Source organism: Paenibacillus thermotolerans (genome assembly GCF_028745515.1).
In the GTDB taxonomy this organism is placed as follows: domain Bacteria; phylum Bacillota; class Bacilli; order Paenibacillales; family YIM-B00363; genus Paenibacillus_AE; species Paenibacillus_AE thermotolerans.
Genome location: NZ_JAQZSG010000005.1, coordinates 92,224 through 111,400 on the forward strand (window position 1 = coordinate 92,224; position 19,177 = coordinate 111,400).

Genomic DNA, 19,177 nt, shown 5'->3' on the forward strand with positions numbered 1-19,177 from the left:
CCGAAAAGTATCAATACAAACAATTAATAAGAAAGAAACCTCATCTACATCCGAAAAAAAACGGAAATAGATGAGGTTTTATTTATATTAATTTAATTACTCATAAACCTTAAAATAATCATACGATGAGGAAGCAATCGGGATCTTATGGCCATCTACAACATCATATACCGTTACTTTGAAGCCATTGAGTGACTGCATTTTGAAATCGGAGAACGAAATTGTCATCGAACGATTTTCGCCGGTTTTAAATCCATTCGCATCATTCGGATCGTTCAGTGTTTTTTCAGTCGATGTATATGTCGTATTTGTCCAGGAGTCGGTTAGTTCAAACAATATTTTATGATCTGCAGGGAAAACTTCAAACTCATTGCCGGTTGAGGTTAGCGTGTAGTTAAACGAAAGATCAACAACCGAAACTGAAGATGAACTTAACCTTCCTTGAATCTTACTCAAAGTCAAAGTATACGGTTCAATCTCAAGTTTGTTCAAACTACTAACTGTGCCGGTAGACGATGCTGTTGTTTCAAATCCTACAGCATTCACATAAGCATTAGGCGTTCCGTTGTTTGGCGTGAGCTTATCGTCCGTGATCCCAAGACCAAGAATAAGCTGCATGCCTTCCGTGTTAACGGTCTTAGGCAGTTCCGCCTTGGCGGCTAGAAGCACTTTGCCGTTAGGCGTTATTTTCTTGTTCACCGGAGTAATATTGGCTTTGTAGTACGTGCCGTCTGTTGTCTTATAGAAACCTACTAATGGAGCCGTAAAAGCTTGACGGCTTTCCAAGTTCGTAAGCTCATAAGTTCCGTAGAACAAGTTTGTATTGGAGGCTGTATAGACCTTCATATCCTTTTGCACCAAGCTGGATTGGATTCCGGTAGCAGTTATGTTGTGTACCTCTCCGGATTTAAGCACCTGCAAATTCACTTCTCCAGGAGCATCTTCGAAACCGAACACTTTACTGCTTGTTTCTCCAACCTTACTGGATAATTCAAAATTCACTTCATTGAACGAATAAGTATAAGGAATCTTAGCTAAATAAACTAACTGAGCTTCCGATTTAGGCGGAATGGAGAAGAAGTCGTCAAGAGCAATTCGTTTCGCTTCAAATTTAGATCCATCAACGCCGTCAAACCATACGGACCCTGCCCATTGTGGCAGCGGCACTGCAGTATTTCCGTTATTTTTTACATTAACATGAAGAGTTATCATATCTTCATCTTCCCAAGGCATGCGTTGAATCTTGGTAAGGGAGATATCGTATGTCCCTTTATCATCGCTATAGGTGTAAATATCGCCAAGCGCATAAGTTCTGTCTACAGTAAAGGTAACGTAGAAGGCAGCAATAGGAAGCTTCTGGATCGGAATTTTAGAATCGGGATCTTTCGCTTCCGTAATTTCAACGGTCAAACCGTTAGGATCGATGATGGAAGGCAAAACGGCTGTCAGCGGTACTTCTTTGGTTACTTTCGGCGCCAAAATAGCATCTTTGAAAGCGGAAGTATCCATCGTGTAAGAATAGCCTTCTTTTGTCCTCAACGTGATATCGTACAAAGGTACTTTCGTTGATGTCGTGTCTTGGTTCTCAAGGCCAAGAGTGATTGTAACGTTATGATTATTGTTTACCGTTTGGGACTTAGCCGATTTGATGAACACGTCGACATTTTTCTCATTCATTGTAATGGTCTTTTTACCTGTTGTCGGCTCTGCCGAAGTAATTTCGGAAGGCGGCGGTATCAAGAAAAAGGCCAACGGCAGGACTACGGCTCCAGCTCCTTCTTTATTAGAGGCGGTTTGAGTCCATACAAGCTGAGAAAAATCAGTCTTTACTTCATTCGGAACTGTGGCTACAAGATCTATTTCCTTAGTATCTCTCGGATTAATCGAAAGGTCTTTCAAATCATCCGTTTGAAGAGGGTATAGTAATCCGTCTCTAGTCTTAAGATACATCGTATACTCTGGAAACTTGACAGACTTTGTGCCTTGATTGCTTATTTCAAGCGTTAATGATAGGTATTGGTACGATTTGTCCTTAGTTACTGTTGAACGAGTGACCGATGCTTGAATCGGAAATTCATTGATCAAAACATTTTGTTTGGAGTAGGCGGGGGCAACATTTTTGTATGTTTTCGGGATCCCGATCTCACCAAGCTTACGTTCATAATTAGGAGCGTTAAAGTCCCAGCGAATCACTTCCAGTTTCAAATCGGAACCTGTAACATTTGAAGGTGTTGTAACATAAAAATGGAAATCTCTCTTGGAATTCGGCGGAACTCGGTCAAATTCTTTTCCAGGAACCATCTGAAGGCTATATTTTGCACCGTTAACGGAGCTTACCTTAAACCAATAATAATTAAAGTCAAGTTCCGTATTTCCGTTGTTGTAAATGGTAGCGATGTAGTAGAACGTTTTGCCTTCTTCCCCTTGGAAAGCAGTGACCCTTTTCAATTGAACGGCGCTGTTAGCGGTCAAGTTGACTTTTCCTAATGCGGTAGGCTGGAAGAAGGTTGTAGAACTCCCCGCAGTAGCCGTTGCGGAAGGCACTTGGGTTGAAGTGGTGGCGGCAAGAGCGGCGGCAAACGGACTAACCGCTACAATGCTTGCAATTGATAATGAGATAGCTTGTTTAGACGACAATTTCATAATGAAGCCTCCAGAACGTTATTCGTATTTGGTTGTAGCAATTTTCGATACATACCAACGATCTTGAATTTGAATTAAAGTAATGAGCGTTTGAGAAAAAGTCCCATCGGAATTGGCCAACAATGCTCGGTATTCATTCGCCTCGCTTGCTGGCGACAACGTTAAGCAAATGTTTTTGCTGCCGGAAGGTGGAAGGTACTTAATTAAAAGATTTTTTATATCATCGTTAGGCATTCCGTTGATAATGGTCTCTTGGTGAAGAGTCATTCTTGGGAGCTCGGACCAGTATGGCTTGATGTCGTCAATGTGGATGTACAGTTCTCCAGTCCAATGTTCTTTAGGAGTTTGGATACTGCCGTAAACGATGCCCATTTGATCGATATCGATCTTACGTAAGTACATGCTGTTATCGACAAAATTAACAAGAACGGGATATGATTTGCCGTTATAATCGAAGCTGTAACGAATGACATCTTTAAGCTTGATTTCCGCCGGCCGCTGAACGGCAACCTGCGGCGGTACCGATGTCGAGCTCGAAGATGAGCCGCTCCCCGAATTTGCAGCAGGAGGAGCTGTTGCTGCGGCGGAGTTAATGTGAGCTGTTTTGTTCTTTTCGTCCCAAGTAACCTCAGCACCGGTCACAGCAGCGATTTCCCGCAAAGGCAAATAACTTGTGCCGTTATATACGAGGGGACTTTTCTCCAGCTTCTTCATTTCCCCGTTCAATGTAATCTTTATATCGGGTTGAACATAAACAAGCACTTGCTCTAATTTATCAGCCGCAGCGGCGCCGCCCGCAAAGGATAAAACCGATAATGCAAACGCTCCGGCAGCAAGCTTCGTCCCACTCTTCAAGAGACCACCCCCCTAGTCTATTAAACGATTGCATGAATAAAAAAGTTGCGTAATTTCGGGTGAAAAGGCTATCATTAACATAGATTTTCGGGATGGGAGAGGGAGAGCTTCATGAAATGGGGAAAAGCGGCCGCGGCTATTGCAGCAGTGAGCTGTGGCGTGTTGGCCGGCTCGATGCTGACGTCGTTCGCAAACAGCATACCGTCTGCCGGGCAGCCCGGTTCAGCGGAAGATCCGGTTGTTACCAAGAGTTATGTCGATGAGCAAATTCAGAAGGCGCTGACAGGACAAGCCTCCGGCCAAGCAAGCACGATGGAACAAACGATTAATACGCTCAAAACACAAGTCGCGGCGCTCGAAGCCGCATTAAAACAAGTAAAGGAAAGCAAGCCAAGCTCATCGGTTCCATTTACAGTAGTAACTTTAAAGCCTGGCCAGACGCTCCTTGGCGGCATGGGTACGGAATTTATAGTGAGGGCGGGGAAAGCGAACATTCACAGCGGAACGGAGAACGGCATTCCGGACCTTACGGACGGCGTGGATCTAAAGAACGGAGCGCAAGCACCGAAAGACCACCTGCTGCTCATTCCGCGTGAAGGCCGCGGGCTAAAGGTGGATCCCGCGATGAAGAGCGATGCGGTCATTACCGTCAAAGGATCATACATTCAACTCGATGCGGACGGCAACGCCGTAGTTCCTGCTTCTCCATAATTTCGGCCGTTTGACAACATGTTATACACTTGAGCCGTCGAAGCCCGGGTCATACTAGAGGTACACCCAACAAGGAGGTGACCTGCTGTGGCCAGAGGTTCGGGCAGAAGCAACCAAAAACTCGTGCCGGAAGCGCACAAAGCATTGGATGCATTGAAGTACGAATTCGCCGCAGAATTAGGCTTGCCCGTGGGACCGAACCGTCCCGGAATGAACGGTGCGGATACCGAGTTCGCGGCGGAGCTTGGTACTGTATCGGCCGGGGGAGGATCGTCCCGCGAAGATTATTGGGGACATATTGCGTCCCGTGACGCCGGCGCTGTCGGCGGACGGATTACGCAACACCTGGTCCGTAAAGCTGAGAGGGATTTGTTCGATTTGGCACAGTTTTCCTAAGCAAATAAAAGGACACGCGAGGACTCATAAGCAAATTGACACGAATCGACAAATGCTATATGATGGAACATTGAAAGGCTTGAAACCTTTTCCTCCTGGAAAAGGTCATTTTTTTGTGTATGCGTCCTTATAGCATAGATTGTTTACCGGCGCAGCAAAATATTCTTTATAGGAGGTCGATCTCATGACATCAAAACGCGGACGTCGCCTGTTTACGTCGGAATCCGTAACCGAAGGGCATCCCGATAAAATTTGCGACCAAATTTCCGATTCCGTGCTTGATGCGTTTTTGCGCAACGACCCGAACGCTCGGGTAGCCTGTGAAGTGTCCGTTACAACAGGCTTAGTCTTGGTAGCTGGTGAAATCAGCACACGTTCCGAATACGTCGATATTCCATCCATCGTTCGCAACACGATTAAAGATATTGGATATACTCGCGCGAAGTATGGCTTTGATTACCAAACTTGCGCCGTGCTGACGTCGATCGACGAGCAATCCGCCGACATCGCTATGGGCGTTGACAAGGCGCTTGAAGCGCGTGAAGGCAAGATGAGCGATGAAGAAATCGAAGCGATCGGCGCCGGCGACCAAGGCCTTATGTTCGGCTTCGCCGTGAACGAGACGCCGGAGCTTATGCCGCTACCGATATCGCTCGCTCACAAGCTGGCGCGCCGTTTGACGGAAGTGCGCAAAGAGGGCATCGTCGAATATCTTCGTCCGGACGGAAAGACGCAAGTCACGATCGAATACGAAGACGATAAGCCTGTGCGCGTAGACACGATCGTTATTTCCACGCAGCATGCGGACGAAATTTCGAACGAGCGCATTCGTTCGGACATTATGGAGCAAGTGATTAAAACCGTTGTTCCTAAAAACCTGCTCGACGACCAGACCAAATTTTTCATCAACCCGACCGGCCGTTTCGTGATCGGCGGACCGCAGGGCGATGCGGGCTTGACCGGGCGCAAAATCATCGTCGATACATACGGCGGATACGCTCGCCACGGCGGCGGCGCGTTCTCCGGCAAGGATCCGACGAAGGTAGACCGCTCCGGCGCTTATGCCGCTCGTTATGTCGCAAAGAACATCGTTGCAGCGGGCTTGGCGGATAAATGCGAGGTGCAGGTTGCATATGCGATCGGCGTAGCGCAGCCGATCTCCATTGCAGTCGATACGTTCGGCACCGGTAAAGTTGAAGAAGAGAAGCTTGTTGAGCTTGTGCGGAAGCATTTTGACCTGCGTCCTGCCGGCATTATCAAGATGCTCGACCTTCGCCGTCCGATTTACCGCCAAACGGCGGCATACGGCCACTTCGGCCGCAACGACCTGGATGTTCCTTGGGAGCGTACCGATAAGGCCCCGATCCTTAAGAGCGAAGCAGGCGTATAAGTAACCGATCATACAATCCCGACCGAACGGCTTTGTGCCGCAAGGTCGGGTTTTTTTTATCCGCATTAGTTATTTTGAACCAAAAAAATTCCCGGTAACGGACACAAAGAGGAAAAGCGGTACGAAAGATATAGTAAACTAGCCAGTTTCATATATGAAAGAGGGTGGATAACTTTCTGAAGCAATCGGGGGGGCAGGTAGTGCAAGCATACTAACCAATAATTCCCCAGCAACTTTTCCCTATTTAATTGAGTCTATTAGAGTTAGAGAGTTACTAGACTCGTTTTGAAGGATAGGAGAGAGAAACACGCTTATGTTGGGGAAACGTTCAGCGCGCCATGCGCAAAAAATAGCCGCCGCCGCCACGGCCGGCGCATTGCTTTTCGGACAGCCGCTCATGGTCGTTCATCCGGTATACGCCGCGGAAGCCGCAAATGCGACTACAACGAATGCGGCGCAGCCAAAGACTGCTGTGCCTGTACTAACTTTGGTAGAAGAACAAATCGTATCGACCGGAGTCGCATTGCGGCACTACGATTGGAACGGGGCGAAGGTTCAGGTGATCGTCGCCGATCTGGCCAATCCGTATGTGAAGCTGGACGTCATCTCAAGTTCAACCGGCCAGCCGAAGCGGGACGACGTGCTGGATATGAGCAAGAATGCGGGGGCGATTGCGGGCATTAATGCGGACTTTTTCGATATGTCCAATTCCCAATCGTCTGCGCTCGGACCCGAAGTAACGGGCGGGAAATTTGTGGCGAGTCCGTCGCAAGGGTTGACCGGCATGTATGCATTCGGCATTACAAAGGATAATCGCCCGATTATCGACACGTTTAACTTCAAGGGTGTGATTACCGCGGCGGGCGGCCAAACGTTCGCCATATCCGCAGTAAACAAAACGCCGAGTTCATACGCCATGCACGTCTATACAAGCGCTTGGGGGAGCAAAACTCGGGGCAGCAACGAGAAGACGCCTCCGACCGAGGTGCTCGTGGAAGACGGAATCGTCAAGCAAATTTCCATCGGAATGCCGATCGACGCGCTTCCGCCTGCGAACGGATTTATTTTACGCGCAACGGGAACGGGCGCCCAGTTCGTTGAAACCAACGTAAGAATAGGCGAACCGCTTCAAGTATCCTACCAGCTGACTTCGGTGGAGACAGGGACGGTGTATACGCAGGACAGCTTCCAAATGCTTGTCGGCGGGCATACGATTCTAGTCGCTAACGGGCAAGCGGCCGCCTTTACGAGAGACGTGACGGGACTGGGCCTGAATTCTCCCCGGTCCCGATCCGCAGCGGCTTTCTCGCAAGACGGGCGCTATGTGTATCTGGTCGGGGTCGAACGGTACGGGGGCCAGGGCGGCGCAAGTCTGACCGACCTGCAGAAGCTGCTCATTCAGTTGGGCGCATGGCGGGCGGTCAATTTGGACGGCGGCGGATCGACAACGGTCGTATCCAGGCCGCTCGGCGATTTCCAGCCGACGCTCGTCAATACGCCGGAAGAAGGAACGCTGCGCAACGTGATTAACGGCATCGGCGTATTTACAACGGCGCCGGCCGGCGAGGTCCAAGGCTTCTTGATCGGCGGTGCGAGCCTGCTATGGAAAGGCGAAACGGCCGTTTACAAAGCGAAAGCGTACGACACCCACTACAACCCGGTGGATCTTGCGACGCTTGCCGCGGCTCCGGTCTGGAGTCTGGAAGGCAATAATGCGCTTGTGACGCCCGGCGGCGAGGTAACCGCAACGGCGGCGGGCAATGCGACATTGTCGCTCACATTGGGCGCCGCTAAACAAACCCAAGCGATCGAGGTGGCGGACGGCAACACAATCGCGAAGTTGAACATTGTAACGGATACGCCGCCGGAGCGCTGGGTGCCGGGCCGCAATTACAAATTGACGGTAAATGCGACGCTGCGCGACGGCAGGGAACGCGCAGTTCCGCCGGGGCTGCTCCACTGGGAGCGTCACGGCATAGCCGGGACGATTCAGGGCGATACGCTTACGTTCACCGGATTTACCCCTGATGCGAAGGAAGCGATGCTGGTTGCACGCTATGACGGCTACAGCACCCTGCTGAACGTTCCGGTTCCCAAGGAGAAGCTGGTTACCGATTTTGAATCGGTGCCGTGGATGATCACTTCTTCGACGTATCCCGCCATTGCCAAAGGTAGCGTGAAGCTTTCCGACGTGTACACGACCGACAATGACGGGGCGAACAAATCGCTTGCGCTGCAGTACGATTTCGAAGCCGGCGACGGTCAAACGAACCTGGCGGCCTACGCCAACCTGAACGGCGAGAACGGCATAACGCTGTCGGGGACGCCGACCGCCATTCATGCCGACATTTACGGCGACGGCAACGGGGGCTGGCTGCGCGGAGAGTTTGTCGACAAGAACGGCAAGCTTGTATTAATTACATTTGCAGATAAGATCGATTGGTTCGGATGGCGCACGGTAGCGATCGATTTAACGAACACGGGGGCGCTCAAGCTGAAGCGGATATACGTTGTAAGCAAGGCGAAAATCAAAGGCGAGATCGCGATCGACAACCTGAAGCTTGCATACCCGGAAGAGCCGAAGCCGGCGGCGCCGCAAGTGAAAATGACGATCGGCAAAACTACCGTAACGGTCGGCGATCAAGCGCAAAAGCTCGATCAGCCGCCGATTGTAGAGAACAACCGCACGTATGTGCCGCTGCGTTTTATCGTGGATGCGCTTGGCGGAGAACTGAACTGGAATCAGACGGAGAAGAAGGTGACGGTCCGCAGAGGCGGCCACTTGATCGAACTGTGGGTCGACCGGCTCGAACTGATCGCCGACGGCGAGCGGATTACGTCCGATGCGGCGCCGATCGTGCGCAAGGGAAGAACGCTGCTCCCGGTCCGCCTTGTGACGGAGCAGCTCGGATTAACGGTCGATTGGAATCAAAAAGCACGCGAGGTCACCATCAAAGAAGGACAGTGACATTGTTGCGGGAAACATTTTCATCATGAAGGAAGGTTCGGCCTTGGACAGTCAAATCGATTCCATTGAACGGGTGTTAAAGCATGCAACGGATGTTATGGAAAACAGCAAATACCAAATTTTCGAGATTTGCGAGGCGGCACGGCAAGAGAGGGAGTCGCTGAATAAAGAGCTCGAAAAGGTGTTTGCGGAGCTGGACGCCACGATTGCGACGGTAGACAAACTGGAGGCGGAATTGCGGCGGGCGCGGGCGCGTTTGGTTGAGGTCAGCCGCGACTTCCAGCGCTACAAGGAAAAGGATATCCGCGAAGCGTATGAAAATGCGAACCGGCTGCAATCGTCATTATCCGTAAACCGCGAGAAGGAAGAAAATTTGAAGGCAAGGCGAGACGAGCTTCATAAGCGCATCCGCAACATCGAACGGACGATCAATCGAGCGGAAAGCTTGTTTTCCCAAATGAACGTGGTGCTCGAGTATTTGTCCGGCGATTTGACAAAGGTGCCAAGCTTGCTGGAATCGGCTAAAAACCGACAGCTGATCGGACTCAAGATCATTATGGCGCAAGAGGAAGAGCGGAAGCGGATCGCCCGTGAAATTCACGACGGACCGGCGCAGTCGCTCGCGAACCTGATCCTCCGGACGGAAATTGCGGAGCGCATGCTGGCCATGGGCGAAACCGCCGTCGTAAAAGAGGAGCTGGCCGATCTGAAAAGCCAGGTGCGGACGGAGCTTGAAGAGGTGCGGAAAATTATCTTCAATCTTCGGCCGATGGCGCTGGACGACTTAGGGCTCACGCCCACCATTCGCAAGCTGACCCAAGACTTCGAGGAGAAGACGAAGCTGCGCACCAAGCTCGAGGTGAAGGGTAGGGAGCGGCGGCTCGAATCCGGAATGGAGGCGGCTCTGTTCCGGCTGGTGCAGGAAGCGCTGTCCAATATTTTGAAGCACGCGCAGGCGACCTACGTGTTTGTGGAGCTGACTTTTGGCGCGGAATCGGTTCAATTGATCATTCAGGATAACGGCGTCGGCTTTGACGTGACCCGCTTGGGGCGCAGACTGTCGAGCGACGGGGGACATTTCGGCCTTGTGGGTATGAAAGAACGAGTTCAGCTGCTGGAAGGAAAATTCAATCTCGAATCGAATGTTAATGCAGGAACCAAAATCACGATCGAAGTGCCGTTCGTCGAATTGTAGAGGAGGATGTAAACCATGCTGGAACGCACTGCCACGAACATGACCGAGGTGAGGATCATTCTCGCCGACGACCACTCGCTGTTTCGTGAAGGTTTGAAGAGAATTCTGAATATGGAGCCGGGCTTGCGCGTCATCGCCGAATGCGGCGACGGACAGCAGGTTGTGGATAAATGCCGCGAGCTTTCCCCGGACGTTCTGCTGCTCGATATCAATATGCCGATTGCGAACGGCGTTGAAGTGACGCAGACGCTGCATCATTCGATGCCTGAGCTTAAAATCATTATTCTATCGATTCATGACGACGAGAGCTATGTGTTTGAAACGCTGCGCAAGGGCGCGTCCGGGTATTTGCTCAAGGATACGGAGACGGAAACGCTGATCGAAGCGATCCGCACGGTAATCGCAGGCCACGCATATATTCATCCGCGGGTGACGGGCAAGCTGATCTCGCAAATCCGGAGAATGACGGACACGGATACCGAGCAGGAAACGGCTGTGACGGGCGAGGTGTTCCAGCAGGGGCTCGGCGTGCGATTTATTCATACGGACGACAATCCGTTGACGAAGCGGGAAGCCGAGGTGCTGCGACTGATGGCGGAAGGCAAGAGCAACCGCGGGATCGGCGATTATTTGTTCATCAGCGAGAAGACGGTTAAGAATCATGTGAGCAGCATTTTGCAGAAAATGCATGTTGACGACCGAACGCAAGCGGTTATTATCGCGATCAAGAACGGCTGGGTGACCTTGTAAGAGGAAAACCGGCATGTGGCGGCGGCGCTAGGCTGTGACGGGCGGTACCGGGCGGATGCCGGGCACGTCGGCGCAGCGGGCAGGCTTTTCCACGTTCGACCTGTCACCTCCTTATCTTCGGCGGCATATGTTGAAGACATAAGGAGGGAGCAGCGATGGTGGAAGAATTGCTTGCCATTGCCGCGGCTTACGGACTTGGGATCTGCCTCATGCACTTACTATACGGCCGCTTTAAGCGTGAGGCGTTCCACATCGTGCTGGTGACGAATGACGCCGGTTCGTCTATTGAGTGGCATTTGCGTTCGATCGCGTTGATGAGCTGGCTGCGTTCGCGCGATACGGTCGTTACGGTGCTGGACGAAGGCTCGACCGACGATACGGTCCTGATCGCCATGCGGCTTGCCGGCAGCTCGCGGATGCGTTCTCGCGTCATTTCCGCGGCATCGGCGGAAGAGGCGGAACGGTGGCTTCACGAGCAATCGGGCGGCGTCGACCAAGTGATCCGTCTGAACGGCGCGGCCGGTGTTGCAGGGGGCGGGGGAAAAGCTCCCGGAGCGGCATCCGTGTCCTAAGACGCGAAAGCGTTGTCAATTGTGGCGCAATTGTGGCGGATGCTTGACATGGGTTGTCATGTAATCAGGACAGCGATATAATGAAGACAGTGAAGCACACTTTTTTGAGGAATCGTCCTCGGGGAAGTGTGTTTTTTATTTTTCGGCGAAGTTTGAAGGACCGGCATCTAGCCTCTGTTAGTCTTTTGTCGTGTCATTCTCCAGCCGTTTCCGGACGAATCCCCGCAAGCCGAACCTCCGCCGATCGGAGAGGGCAGATAGCGGATGCAGACGTACTTATATGCCATGAGAGAGGCGGTGGAACGGGGAATAGCGGATTCGAAGGTATTTATTTTGGTGGCGGCAGGCAGTTGGGGAGGTGTATCGAGTCAGATAGCGGATGCAGACGTACTTATATGCCATGAGAGAGGCAGTGGTACAGGGAATAGCGGATTCGAAGGCATTTATTTTCGAAGGGGATGGAGGGTGGAACTCTTAATATCTTCCGGAAAAAGGAGGCTATAGATGGATAAGTTTGAAAAAGCATATAAGGAATGGTTGGCTTTCCACAAGTCTCAAAGTAAAGGTGAAAGACTGCGCCGTCTGGAAGAAGGCCATGGAGAACCGGAAAAACTCTTCCTTAAGAACGTATGGTGGGAAGTCGTAGGGAATCTTGAATATTTGCATCCTGAGTATGAGGTTGTTGACTTCAAGGGCGGACCCCGGTTTATCGATTACGCATATATACGCAGATACCATAAGATAGCATGGGAAATACTCGGATTCGGCCCTCACTGGAGAGATATAGACCGTTGGAAGTTCGGTGATGATTGGGTGCGACACTGCGATCTGGTAAACGATGATTGGATAGTTATGCCGTTCGCCTACGATTATATCGATAAAAAGCCGCGAATTTGTCAACGAATCGTTCAGCAGACGTTAGGCAGGTTGTTCGGAATGGGCCAGGATGAAAGCAATAGTTGGAGGTTAACCGTTTACGAGGAAAGATTGATCCGCCGGATAAAACAGGCTGAGATAACAAGAGTTACACCGAACGATGCCAGTCGGTTAGTCGGCCTTGAGGCCAGGGCAGCGAGGGGAGTCTTAAAATCGCTTAGCAATAAAGGAATTCTTTCTCCGGATCAGAACGCCGAAAGAACAAGAGTATACTCGCTTGCAAAGGATCTTTCGAGGATACAGCTATACTAATTGCTTGATATGGAGGTGAATAATACTGCGGGGTTACTGCTACGGTGTGGACGACGGAAGCGGTTGGAGCTGGCGCGTTTCGGTATCGTTGGATGCCGATTTAGCTTGGTGGGCGAGCAAGGGAATCAAGCGGATCTGGGTGAGAACACTTGTGAAAATGTCGCTGGGACAAGCCTTCGAGTGGGTGGAGCAGCAGCGCGGAGGGAGTGCGTTGGTGCCGGACGATGAGGGTGAGTGGGTGCCATGCTCGCCACGAGCGGAGGCTGGCATCTCTCTGAGCGGTTACCGGAGATTGATTGAAGTATTGGAGGGCAGGTGCCTTCTACGGGAGGAGATGGAGCCGTTTCTATCCTATCATGGGCTGCCGGAGGATGAGGAGACATGGCTGTACTTTGTGCAGCAAGGTGTGCTGGAAGGAACGATTCGAATCCGGCACGGCGTGGAGCGGGAGAAGAGGAGGCGCGGGCTGTTTGGAGTACAGGGCAAAATTGCTTACCGTTGCGTTCGATGCGGAAGCGGGGAAGAGCGGCTGCATCGAACGCCATGTCCTCACTGCGGTACGAATTGCCCGTATTGTGAAGCTTGCTTGACGATGGGCAGGGTGCGGTTTTGCGGATTGCTGGTACAGGGATTGCGGCGAGGCAGGGACACACTGAACGTAGCCGGCGCTTCGCATGAAGAGGTTGCTAAACAGTGGAGCCTGAGCCCCGCGCAGTCGGATGCGGCATGGCAGGCGCTGCGGTTCTTGAAAGAAGGGGGCCGCAGCGGCCATTCGTTTTTGCTGTGGGCTGTGACCGGAGCAGGTAAGACGGAAATGATGTTTCCGCTCGCGGATCATGTGCTCCGTGGCGGCGGGCGTGTATTGATCGCAACACCTCGAAAGGACGTCGTACTCGAGCTGCAACCGAGAATACAGGCGGCGTTCCCGATGAAGAGAGTTGTAACCCTCTACGGTGGAAGCCGCGAACGATGGGAGAGCGGGGATATTATCCTGGCCACGACGCATCAATTGTATCGGTTCCGCGAAGCGTTCGATCTTGCGGTCGTTGACGAGATCGACGCATTTCCTTTCCACGGCGACAAGCAGCTGCTTCATGCGGCGAGGGAGGCATGCGCTAGGAACGGCAAGTTCATCCTGCTCTCGGCAACGCCGCCCAAACAGCTGCGCCTGCTCGCGGAACGCGGCCGGCTGCCGCACGCCAAGGTGTGCGTGCGGTTTCACAGGCATCCTCTGCCGGTGCCCCGGCGTATATGCATCCCGCCGCTAAGGCGGTTCTCGGCGGCAGCGGCGGGATTGCCTATGCCGCTGAAGCACGCTATGCGGAATAGCATCGATCGAGACGCCCAGCTGTTTGTGTTTGTGCCTCATATCGAATCCATTCCGGGACTTGTGCGAATGATAAGTTCCGCATTTCCGCATGTCAGCGTAGAAGGGACGTCCTCTAAGGATAGCGACCGTTCGGTTAAGGTGGAGCATTTTCGCGGGAAGGATATTCGGATCATTGTGACCACGACCATACTGGAGAGAGGGGTAACCGTTCCGAAAACCGATGTGTTCATTATCGATGCTGACAGCCCGCTCTTTGACGATGCGTCGCTGATCCAAATGGCCGGGCGCGCGGGACGCAAGCTTGAGGATCCGCAGGGGCATGTATATTTTTGCGCGGCGGATTGGACGAAGGGGCAGCGGGATGCGGTGCGTCAAATTCGCGATATGAACGCACTAGCGCGGAAGAAAGGATATCTCGTTTCATGATGGCGGAACGGAGAAGCGCATGGGGCGGGTGGCTTCAAAGGGCAGAAAGCTGGCTGGCCCCGTCAAGCCGCAGCTGTTTGGTGTGCGGCGCCGCGAAGAAATCTGAACGAAACCGGCGAGATAGCGGCAACAGTGAATTGCTGAAGGATGCTCTGCGATCGGTGGGAAACCTTATTTGCCCAAAATGCGCCGAATCAATCCCATGGATTACCGAGTTGAAATGCCGTTACTGCGGAAGAGCCGAGGATTGCCCCGATTGCGTCCGGCGGAAGGAAGGGGAGCGGATCGTGAACCGTAGCGCGGTGCGTTACGATCCGCTGATGAAGGACTGGCTCGCTCTTTACAAGTATAGAGGGGCGGAGAAGCTGGAGCCGCTGTTTGCGGCGATGGGCAGTTATGCGTATCGGCAGCTTAGGGAAGAGCTTGCTCTGGATTCGTCCTCTGCACAGACAGTGATCAGCTATATTCCGCTAAGCGAACGGAGGCTCGGGGAAAGGGGCTTCAATCAAGCGGAGAGGACGGCGGCAGCAATTAGCGCGGAGCATGGATTGCCGCTGTTGTCGCTGCTTGTGCGGACCAGACATACGGAAAAGCAGAGTTATAAAACCAGGAGAGAGCGGCTGGAAAGCTTGGAGGGGGCTTTTGCGGTTGCGCCTGAAGGGTTGATGAGGTTGAAGGACTACTTGGTTCAAGGGCCAGTTAACATCATACTTGCGGACGATGTATATACGACAGGCAGCACGCTGCACCGCTGCGCCGCAGAGCTTTTATCTTCATACGGAGCAGGACAGCGCGTTAAGGTCTACGGAATTACTTGGTTTCGTTAAAAATTACACAATGTACAATTTTTCCACGCTGCATTACAATAGGACTAGAAACGTTTTTTTTTGCGAGGGGATGAATTATGGGTCTCGGTATTGCGAACTGTCCTAAGTGCGGCAAAATATATGCGAAAAATCCCAGGAATATGTGCCCGGATTGTTATAAGCAGATAGAGGATCAATTCGCGAAATGCGTAAAGTATCTTAGAGAGAATCGCAGATGCTCTCTAAAGGAACTGAGCGATGGTACCGGGGTAAGTACGAGTATGATTTCCAACTTTATTCGGGAAGGCAGAATCTCGATCGCCGAATTCCCGAATATGTCCTATGATTGCGAAGTGTGCGGCGCAGCTATTCGTGAGGGGCATCTGTGCGAGGCGTGTAGAACGAAGCTTTCCAGAGATCTTCAAAACATGAAAGAAATCGAACGCAAAAGAGCGGCGCAGCCCCAGCCGGGATTCGGATTTCTGAAAGACCGATAATTTAATATTAATGATTTGCGGAAGAGAACCGATATATTAATTATAGATATCGGTTCTTTTTTACGTTGAGAAGGCGGTGGTCAGTTGTGAAGATTAATGAATCAGGTCGGATTACATCACTTAATGCATATCGAAACAATGTAAGCGCGCGGGATTCGAAGGTGGCGGGCAAGAGCTCGTCGGCCAGAGACGGAGTACAGATTTCCGCCGAAGCCAAGGAGCTGCTCGAAGCGCAAAGAAACAGCGGAGCCGAGCGTGCGGAACGCATCCAAGAATTGAAGGCGCAGGTTCAATCTGGAACCTACCATGTGGATGCAGGCCGGATTGCCGAAAAACTGCTGCCGTATCTTAAATAGAAGTTAGGGTGAGTGAAAGTGCCTGTTCAACAATTGATTGGCGTGTTAGAGCGGTTGACGGAGGCGCACGAAAGTTTACTGGGGCTGGCCGAACAAAAGAAAGAAGCGCTTATCGCCAACAAGGTTGATGAGGTATCGGCTATTGTAAATAAAGAGACGAAGCTGGCCAAGGCGGTTGACGAACTGCTTAAAGAGCAGGCGGACGCAACGAATCTGTTCTTTAAGTCCAAGGGTCTCCAGCCGACCCGGGCAATCAATGTCACGGAGCTGTCGCGTCTTATCCACGATTCCCAGCTTAAGGGAGCCTTGCTTTCCGAGCGGGACCGGCTCGTTGCCGTAATCGAACGGTTGAAGGCTGTCAATCGATTGAACCAGGAACTGCTGGAGCAGTCGATCGCTTTTGTAAATTTTTCGGTAGATCTCGTCATGGGACCGCCCGTGGACGAACCTGTGTATCAACGTCCCGCACATCAGCAAGGAAATATAAAGCCAAGGCCGGGATTGTTCGACCGTAAAGCGTAAATTCCTACGAAATAATGAATGGAAGGTGGCGCGGAATGCGTTCAACATTTAGCGGTCTGGAAGTTGCAAAGCGGGCCTTGTTTTCGCAGCAAACGGCACTTCAGACTACAGGGCACAACATTGCCAACGCCAACACCAAAGGATACACGAGGCAGATTGTGAACTTAACCGCTTCGCGTCCTTTGGAGGCGCCGGGGTTGATGCGTTCGAATACGCCCGGCCAGCTTGGACAAGGGGTAGAGTTCGATTCGATCAAGCGGATTCGGGAAGGATTTTTGGATCAGCAATTTTATCACGAGAATAAAAACCTAGGGAGCTGGACCGTCCGCAAAGACGCATTGGAAAAGCTGGAATCGATCCTGAACGAGCCGTCCGAAACCGGGGTTAGACAAGTAATCGAGAATTTCTGGAACGCTTGGCAAGTGGTTAGCAAGGAGCCGGAAAACGCTACCGCGCGAGCCGCGTTAAAGGAAAGCGCCATTGCGTTGTCGGACGGCTTTAACCATACATCGAAGCAATTTCAGGATCTTGCCGGCGATTTGACGGAAAACATAACCGTGAAGCTGAACGAAGCGAATCAGATGCTTACGCAGGTTGCACGGCTCAATCAAGAAATATTCCGTGTCGAAGGGTTGGGCAACAGCGCGAACGACCTTCGCGATCAGCGCGATTTGCTCGCCGACGACCTTTCCAAAATTTTGGGAGTCACGGTCCGGGAAGCTCCGGGAGGATACGACATTTCCCTCGGCGGCGCCGCGCTGGTAACCGGCATTGAAGTGAATACGGTATTGACTCCGGCCGATATGGAGGCAATGTACCAGTCCGGGCAGTTGGACAGCGGCGAAGTGCACGGAATGATTTATTCCAGGGACGAATACGTGGCGAGCTACCAGTTTCAGCTCGATTCGATGGTGAAAGTGCTTGTCGAAGGCGAAGTGGAAGTGACGCTGCCGCAAGGGACGGTCGTTCCTAAGGGAACCGTAATTAACGGAGTGCCTTATAACGGCGACGTCGCATCCAGAACGTTAGGATCGGATACCAAGGTCAAAGTCAAAGGCATCAACGGGCTGCACGCGCTCGGTTACACCCTGGACGATCCGCCTAAAAGCGGCGTACCGTTCTTTACAATGAAGGACGGCTACACGACTTGGTCTGCGGCGTCGTTGCAATTAAATCCCGACATAAAAAATAAAGTGTCCAACATCGCTACTTCCGGACGGGTCATTGAAGAGGGCGGCGTTGAAAAGGTAGTTAAGGGGAACAACATCATCGCGCTTGAGTTGGCGGGCTTGCGCAACAAGCGTTTCGATTTCGAACCGAGTCCGACCGGCACTCCGATCTTAACGAACGGTTCGTTCGATGAGTTTTACCGGGCTATGGTAGGCCAGTTAGGAGTGCAAGCCCAAGAGGCGAACCGCCAGCAGGTTAACCAGAAGGCGCTGGTCGATCAAGTGGAAGGCAGAAGACAATCCGTGAGCGGCGTTTCGTTGGATGAGGAAATGGCCAATCTGATAAAGTACCAGCATGCATATAATGCGGCCGCTAGAGCGATGACCAGTAATGATGAAATTTTAGATAAGGTCATAAACGGAATGGGCGTTGTGGGCAGGTAGGATGATTAAATAAGGTGGGGATGCAGCATGCTGGGTAGAATTACGCAAGGCATGATGAATACGCAGTTGCTTCGCAATCTGAATTCGAACCTGACAAGAATGAATAATTTGCAGGATCAGTTGACGACAGGCAGACGAATCAACCGGCCTTCCGACGATCCGGTAGGGTTAAGCTATGCAATGCGGTATCGAAGCGACTTGTCGGCGACCGACCAGTACCAAGAGAATGTTGACACGGCTCTTTCATGGCTCGAGTTTACCGATACGATGCTGAACCAGGCGGGTTCCGTATTCCAACGTGCCCGGGAGCTGACGGTTCAAGGCGCCAACGGCACGAACTCGGAGCTTGCATTGGATGCGATCAAGGAAGAGATGAAAGAACTGTACAACCAGCTCGTTCAAATCGGCAACAGCGAGTTCAACGGAAAGCATGTTTTTAACGGCCAGCGCACCGACGTGAATCCGTTTACTGAAGGGAATGCCGCGAACGAATCCACAGATGATGGAATTATTGAATTTGAAATCGGAGTGGGCGTGCGCGTCCCTGTCAATGTCCCGGGAAACCAAGTGTTCGGGAGCTTAAAGCCGGACGGAACCCCGGTTGACGACAATGCTTTTAAGGTGCTGCAGAACATATCCGACGCACTGGATCGCGAGGATTTCGATGCAGTACGCGAGGGATTGGGAAAGCTGGATTCCCGAATCGATAAGTTTTTGGAAATCCGCGCGGACCTCGGCGCCAAAATGAACCGAGTCGAGCTGGCGAACGAGCGGCTCAAAGATATAAGCATCAATCTCCAAACACTGCAAACAAAGACGGAAGATGCGGATTACGCGGAAGTGATTACGAATTTAAAGACGAGCGAGAACGTGTATCAAGCTTCTTTATCGGTCGGGGCCCAAATTATACGTCCGAGTCTGGTGGACTTCTTGAAGTAACGGATTTGGCTTGTTGAAGG

General features: G+C 51.8%; 17 protein-coding genes. 15 read left to right on the forward strand and 2 right to left on the reverse strand.

The window, feature by feature from the left end:
- Positions 1–96 precede the first annotated feature (96 nt).
- Together PT964_RS06330 and PT964_RS06335 are read right to left on the reverse strand one after the other, a co-directional pair.
- Positions 97–2,643, reverse strand: coding sequence for a hypothetical protein (locus tag PT964_RS06330; RefSeq protein ID WP_274362490.1), 2,547 nt, complete (start codon positions 2,641–2,643; stop codon positions 97–99).
- An 18-nt stretch (positions 2,644–2,661) separates the two neighbouring features.
- On the reverse strand, positions 2,662–3,498 hold the full coding sequence (locus PT964_RS06335; RefSeq protein ID WP_274362491.1) for a stalk domain-containing protein: 837 nt from the start codon (positions 3,496–3,498) through the stop codon (positions 2,662–2,664).
- Positions 3,499–3,609: 111 nt separating this feature from the next.
- Between PT964_RS06335 and PT964_RS06340 the strand changes: the two genes are divergently transcribed.
- The 15 genes from PT964_RS06340 (at position 3,610) to flgL (ending at position 19,157) form a co-directional block, all read left to right on the forward strand.
- Entirely contained in the window at positions 3,610–4,209 is a 600-nt protein-coding gene (locus PT964_RS06340; RefSeq protein ID WP_274362492.1) for a hypothetical protein, read from the forward strand.
- An 87-nt stretch (positions 4,210–4,296) separates the two neighbouring features.
- Entirely contained in the window at positions 4,297–4,605 is a 309-nt protein-coding gene (locus PT964_RS06345) for an alpha/beta-type small acid-soluble spore protein (RefSeq protein WP_274362493.1), read from the forward strand.
- Between the two features lie 184 nt (positions 4,606–4,789).
- On the forward strand, positions 4,790–5,995 hold the full coding sequence (metK, locus tag PT964_RS06350; protein ID WP_274362494.1) for a methionine adenosyltransferase: 1,206 nt from the start codon (positions 4,790–4,792) through the stop codon (positions 5,993–5,995).
- A gap of 313 nt (positions 5,996–6,308) precedes the next feature.
- Positions 6,309–8,963, forward strand: coding sequence for a stalk domain-containing protein (locus PT964_RS06355; RefSeq protein ID WP_274362495.1), 2,655 nt, complete (start codon positions 6,309–6,311; stop codon positions 8,961–8,963).
- Between the two features lie 25 nt (positions 8,964–8,988).
- Positions 8,989–10,158 carry a sensor histidine kinase gene (locus tag PT964_RS06360; protein ID WP_274362496.1) on the forward strand — a complete coding sequence of 390 codons (1,170 nt, stop codon included), beginning with the start codon at positions 8,989–8,991 and terminating at the stop codon, positions 10,156–10,158.
- 15 nt (positions 10,159–10,173) lie between these two features.
- Positions 10,174–10,908, forward strand: coding sequence for a response regulator (locus PT964_RS06365; RefSeq protein WP_274362497.1), 735 nt, complete (start codon positions 10,174–10,176; stop codon positions 10,906–10,908).
- Positions 10,909–11,063: 155 nt separating this feature from the next.
- A complete protein-coding gene (locus tag PT964_RS06370; RefSeq protein ID WP_274362498.1) occupies positions 11,064–11,480 on the forward strand; it encodes a hypothetical protein in 417 nt (138 codons plus the stop codon).
- Between the two features lie 504 nt (positions 11,481–11,984).
- Positions 11,985–12,668, forward strand: a complete 684-nt coding sequence (locus PT964_RS06375) for a DNA-binding response regulator (RefSeq protein WP_274362499.1) — start codon at positions 11,985–11,987, stop codon at positions 12,666–12,668.
- 46 nt (positions 12,669–12,714) lie between these two features.
- Positions 12,715–14,424, forward strand: coding sequence for an ATP-dependent helicase ComFA (locus tag PT964_RS06380; RefSeq protein ID WP_274362500.1), 1,710 nt, complete (start codon positions 12,715–12,717; stop codon positions 14,422–14,424).
- A 287-nt stretch (positions 14,425–14,711) separates the two neighbouring features.
- Positions 14,712–15,251, forward strand: coding sequence for a ComF family protein (locus PT964_RS06385; protein ID WP_274362501.1), 540 nt, complete (start codon positions 14,712–14,714; stop codon positions 15,249–15,251).
- 77 nt (positions 15,252–15,328) lie between these two features.
- Complete coding sequence (locus PT964_RS06390; protein WP_274362502.1) at positions 15,329–15,727, forward strand: TIGR03826 family flagellar region protein; 399 nt, start codon at positions 15,329–15,331, stop codon at positions 15,725–15,727.
- Positions 15,728–15,813: 86 nt separating this feature from the next.
- On the forward strand, positions 15,814–16,083 hold the full coding sequence (flgM, locus tag PT964_RS06395) for a flagellar biosynthesis anti-sigma factor FlgM (RefSeq protein ID WP_274362503.1): 270 nt from the start codon (positions 15,814–15,816) through the stop codon (positions 16,081–16,083).
- 18 nt (positions 16,084–16,101) lie between these two features.
- Complete coding sequence (locus tag PT964_RS06400; protein WP_274362504.1) at positions 16,102–16,605, forward strand: flagellar protein FlgN; 504 nt, start codon at positions 16,102–16,104, stop codon at positions 16,603–16,605.
- Positions 16,606–16,640: 35 nt separating this feature from the next.
- Entirely contained in the window at positions 16,641–18,218 is a 1,578-nt protein-coding gene (gene flgK / locus PT964_RS06405) for a flagellar hook-associated protein FlgK (RefSeq protein ID WP_274362505.1), read from the forward strand.
- 27 nt (positions 18,219–18,245) lie between these two features.
- The gene (gene flgL / locus PT964_RS06410) at positions 18,246–19,157 is read left to right on the forward strand and encodes a flagellar hook-associated protein FlgL (RefSeq protein WP_274362506.1); all 912 of its coding nucleotides are present in this window, start codon (positions 18,246–18,248) and stop codon (positions 19,155–19,157) included.
- Positions 19,158–19,177: the final 20 nt, after the last annotated feature.

What these genes read in the sequence shown, in the direction of transcription:
- PT964_RS06330 (WP_274362490.1), bottom strand. Translation starts at nt 2,643, where the DNA reads ATGAAATTGTCGTCTAAACAAGCTATCTCATTATCAATTGCAAGCATT.
- PT964_RS06340 (WP_274362492.1), top strand. Translation starts at nt 3,610, where the DNA reads ATGAAATGGGGAAAAGCGGCCGCGGCTATTGCAGCAGTGAGCTGTGGC.
- metK (WP_274362494.1), top strand. Translation starts at nt 4,790, where the DNA reads ATGACATCAAAACGCGGACGTCGCCTGTTTACGTCGGAATCCGTAACC.
- PT964_RS06355 (WP_274362495.1), top strand. Translation starts at nt 6,309, where the DNA reads ATGTTGGGGAAACGTTCAGCGCGCCATGCGCAAAAAATAGCCGCCGCC.
- PT964_RS06360 (WP_274362496.1), top strand. Translation starts at nt 8,989, where the DNA reads ATGAAGGAAGGTTCGGCCTTGGACAGTCAAATCGATTCCATTGAACGG.
- PT964_RS06365 (WP_274362497.1), top strand. Translation starts at nt 10,174, where the DNA reads ATGCTGGAACGCACTGCCACGAACATGACCGAGGTGAGGATCATTCTC.
- PT964_RS06370 (WP_274362498.1), top strand. Translation starts at nt 11,064, where the DNA reads ATGGTGGAAGAATTGCTTGCCATTGCCGCGGCTTACGGACTTGGGATC.
- PT964_RS06375 (WP_274362499.1), top strand. Translation starts at nt 11,985, where the DNA reads ATGGATAAGTTTGAAAAAGCATATAAGGAATGGTTGGCTTTCCACAAG.
- PT964_RS06390 (WP_274362502.1), top strand. Translation starts at nt 15,329, where the DNA reads ATGGGTCTCGGTATTGCGAACTGTCCTAAGTGCGGCAAAATATATGCG.
- flgK (WP_274362505.1), top strand. Translation starts at nt 16,641, where the DNA reads ATGCGTTCAACATTTAGCGGTCTGGAAGTTGCAAAGCGGGCCTTGTTT.
- flgL (WP_274362506.1), top strand. Translation starts at nt 18,246, where the DNA reads ATGCTGGGTAGAATTACGCAAGGCATGATGAATACGCAGTTGCTTCGC.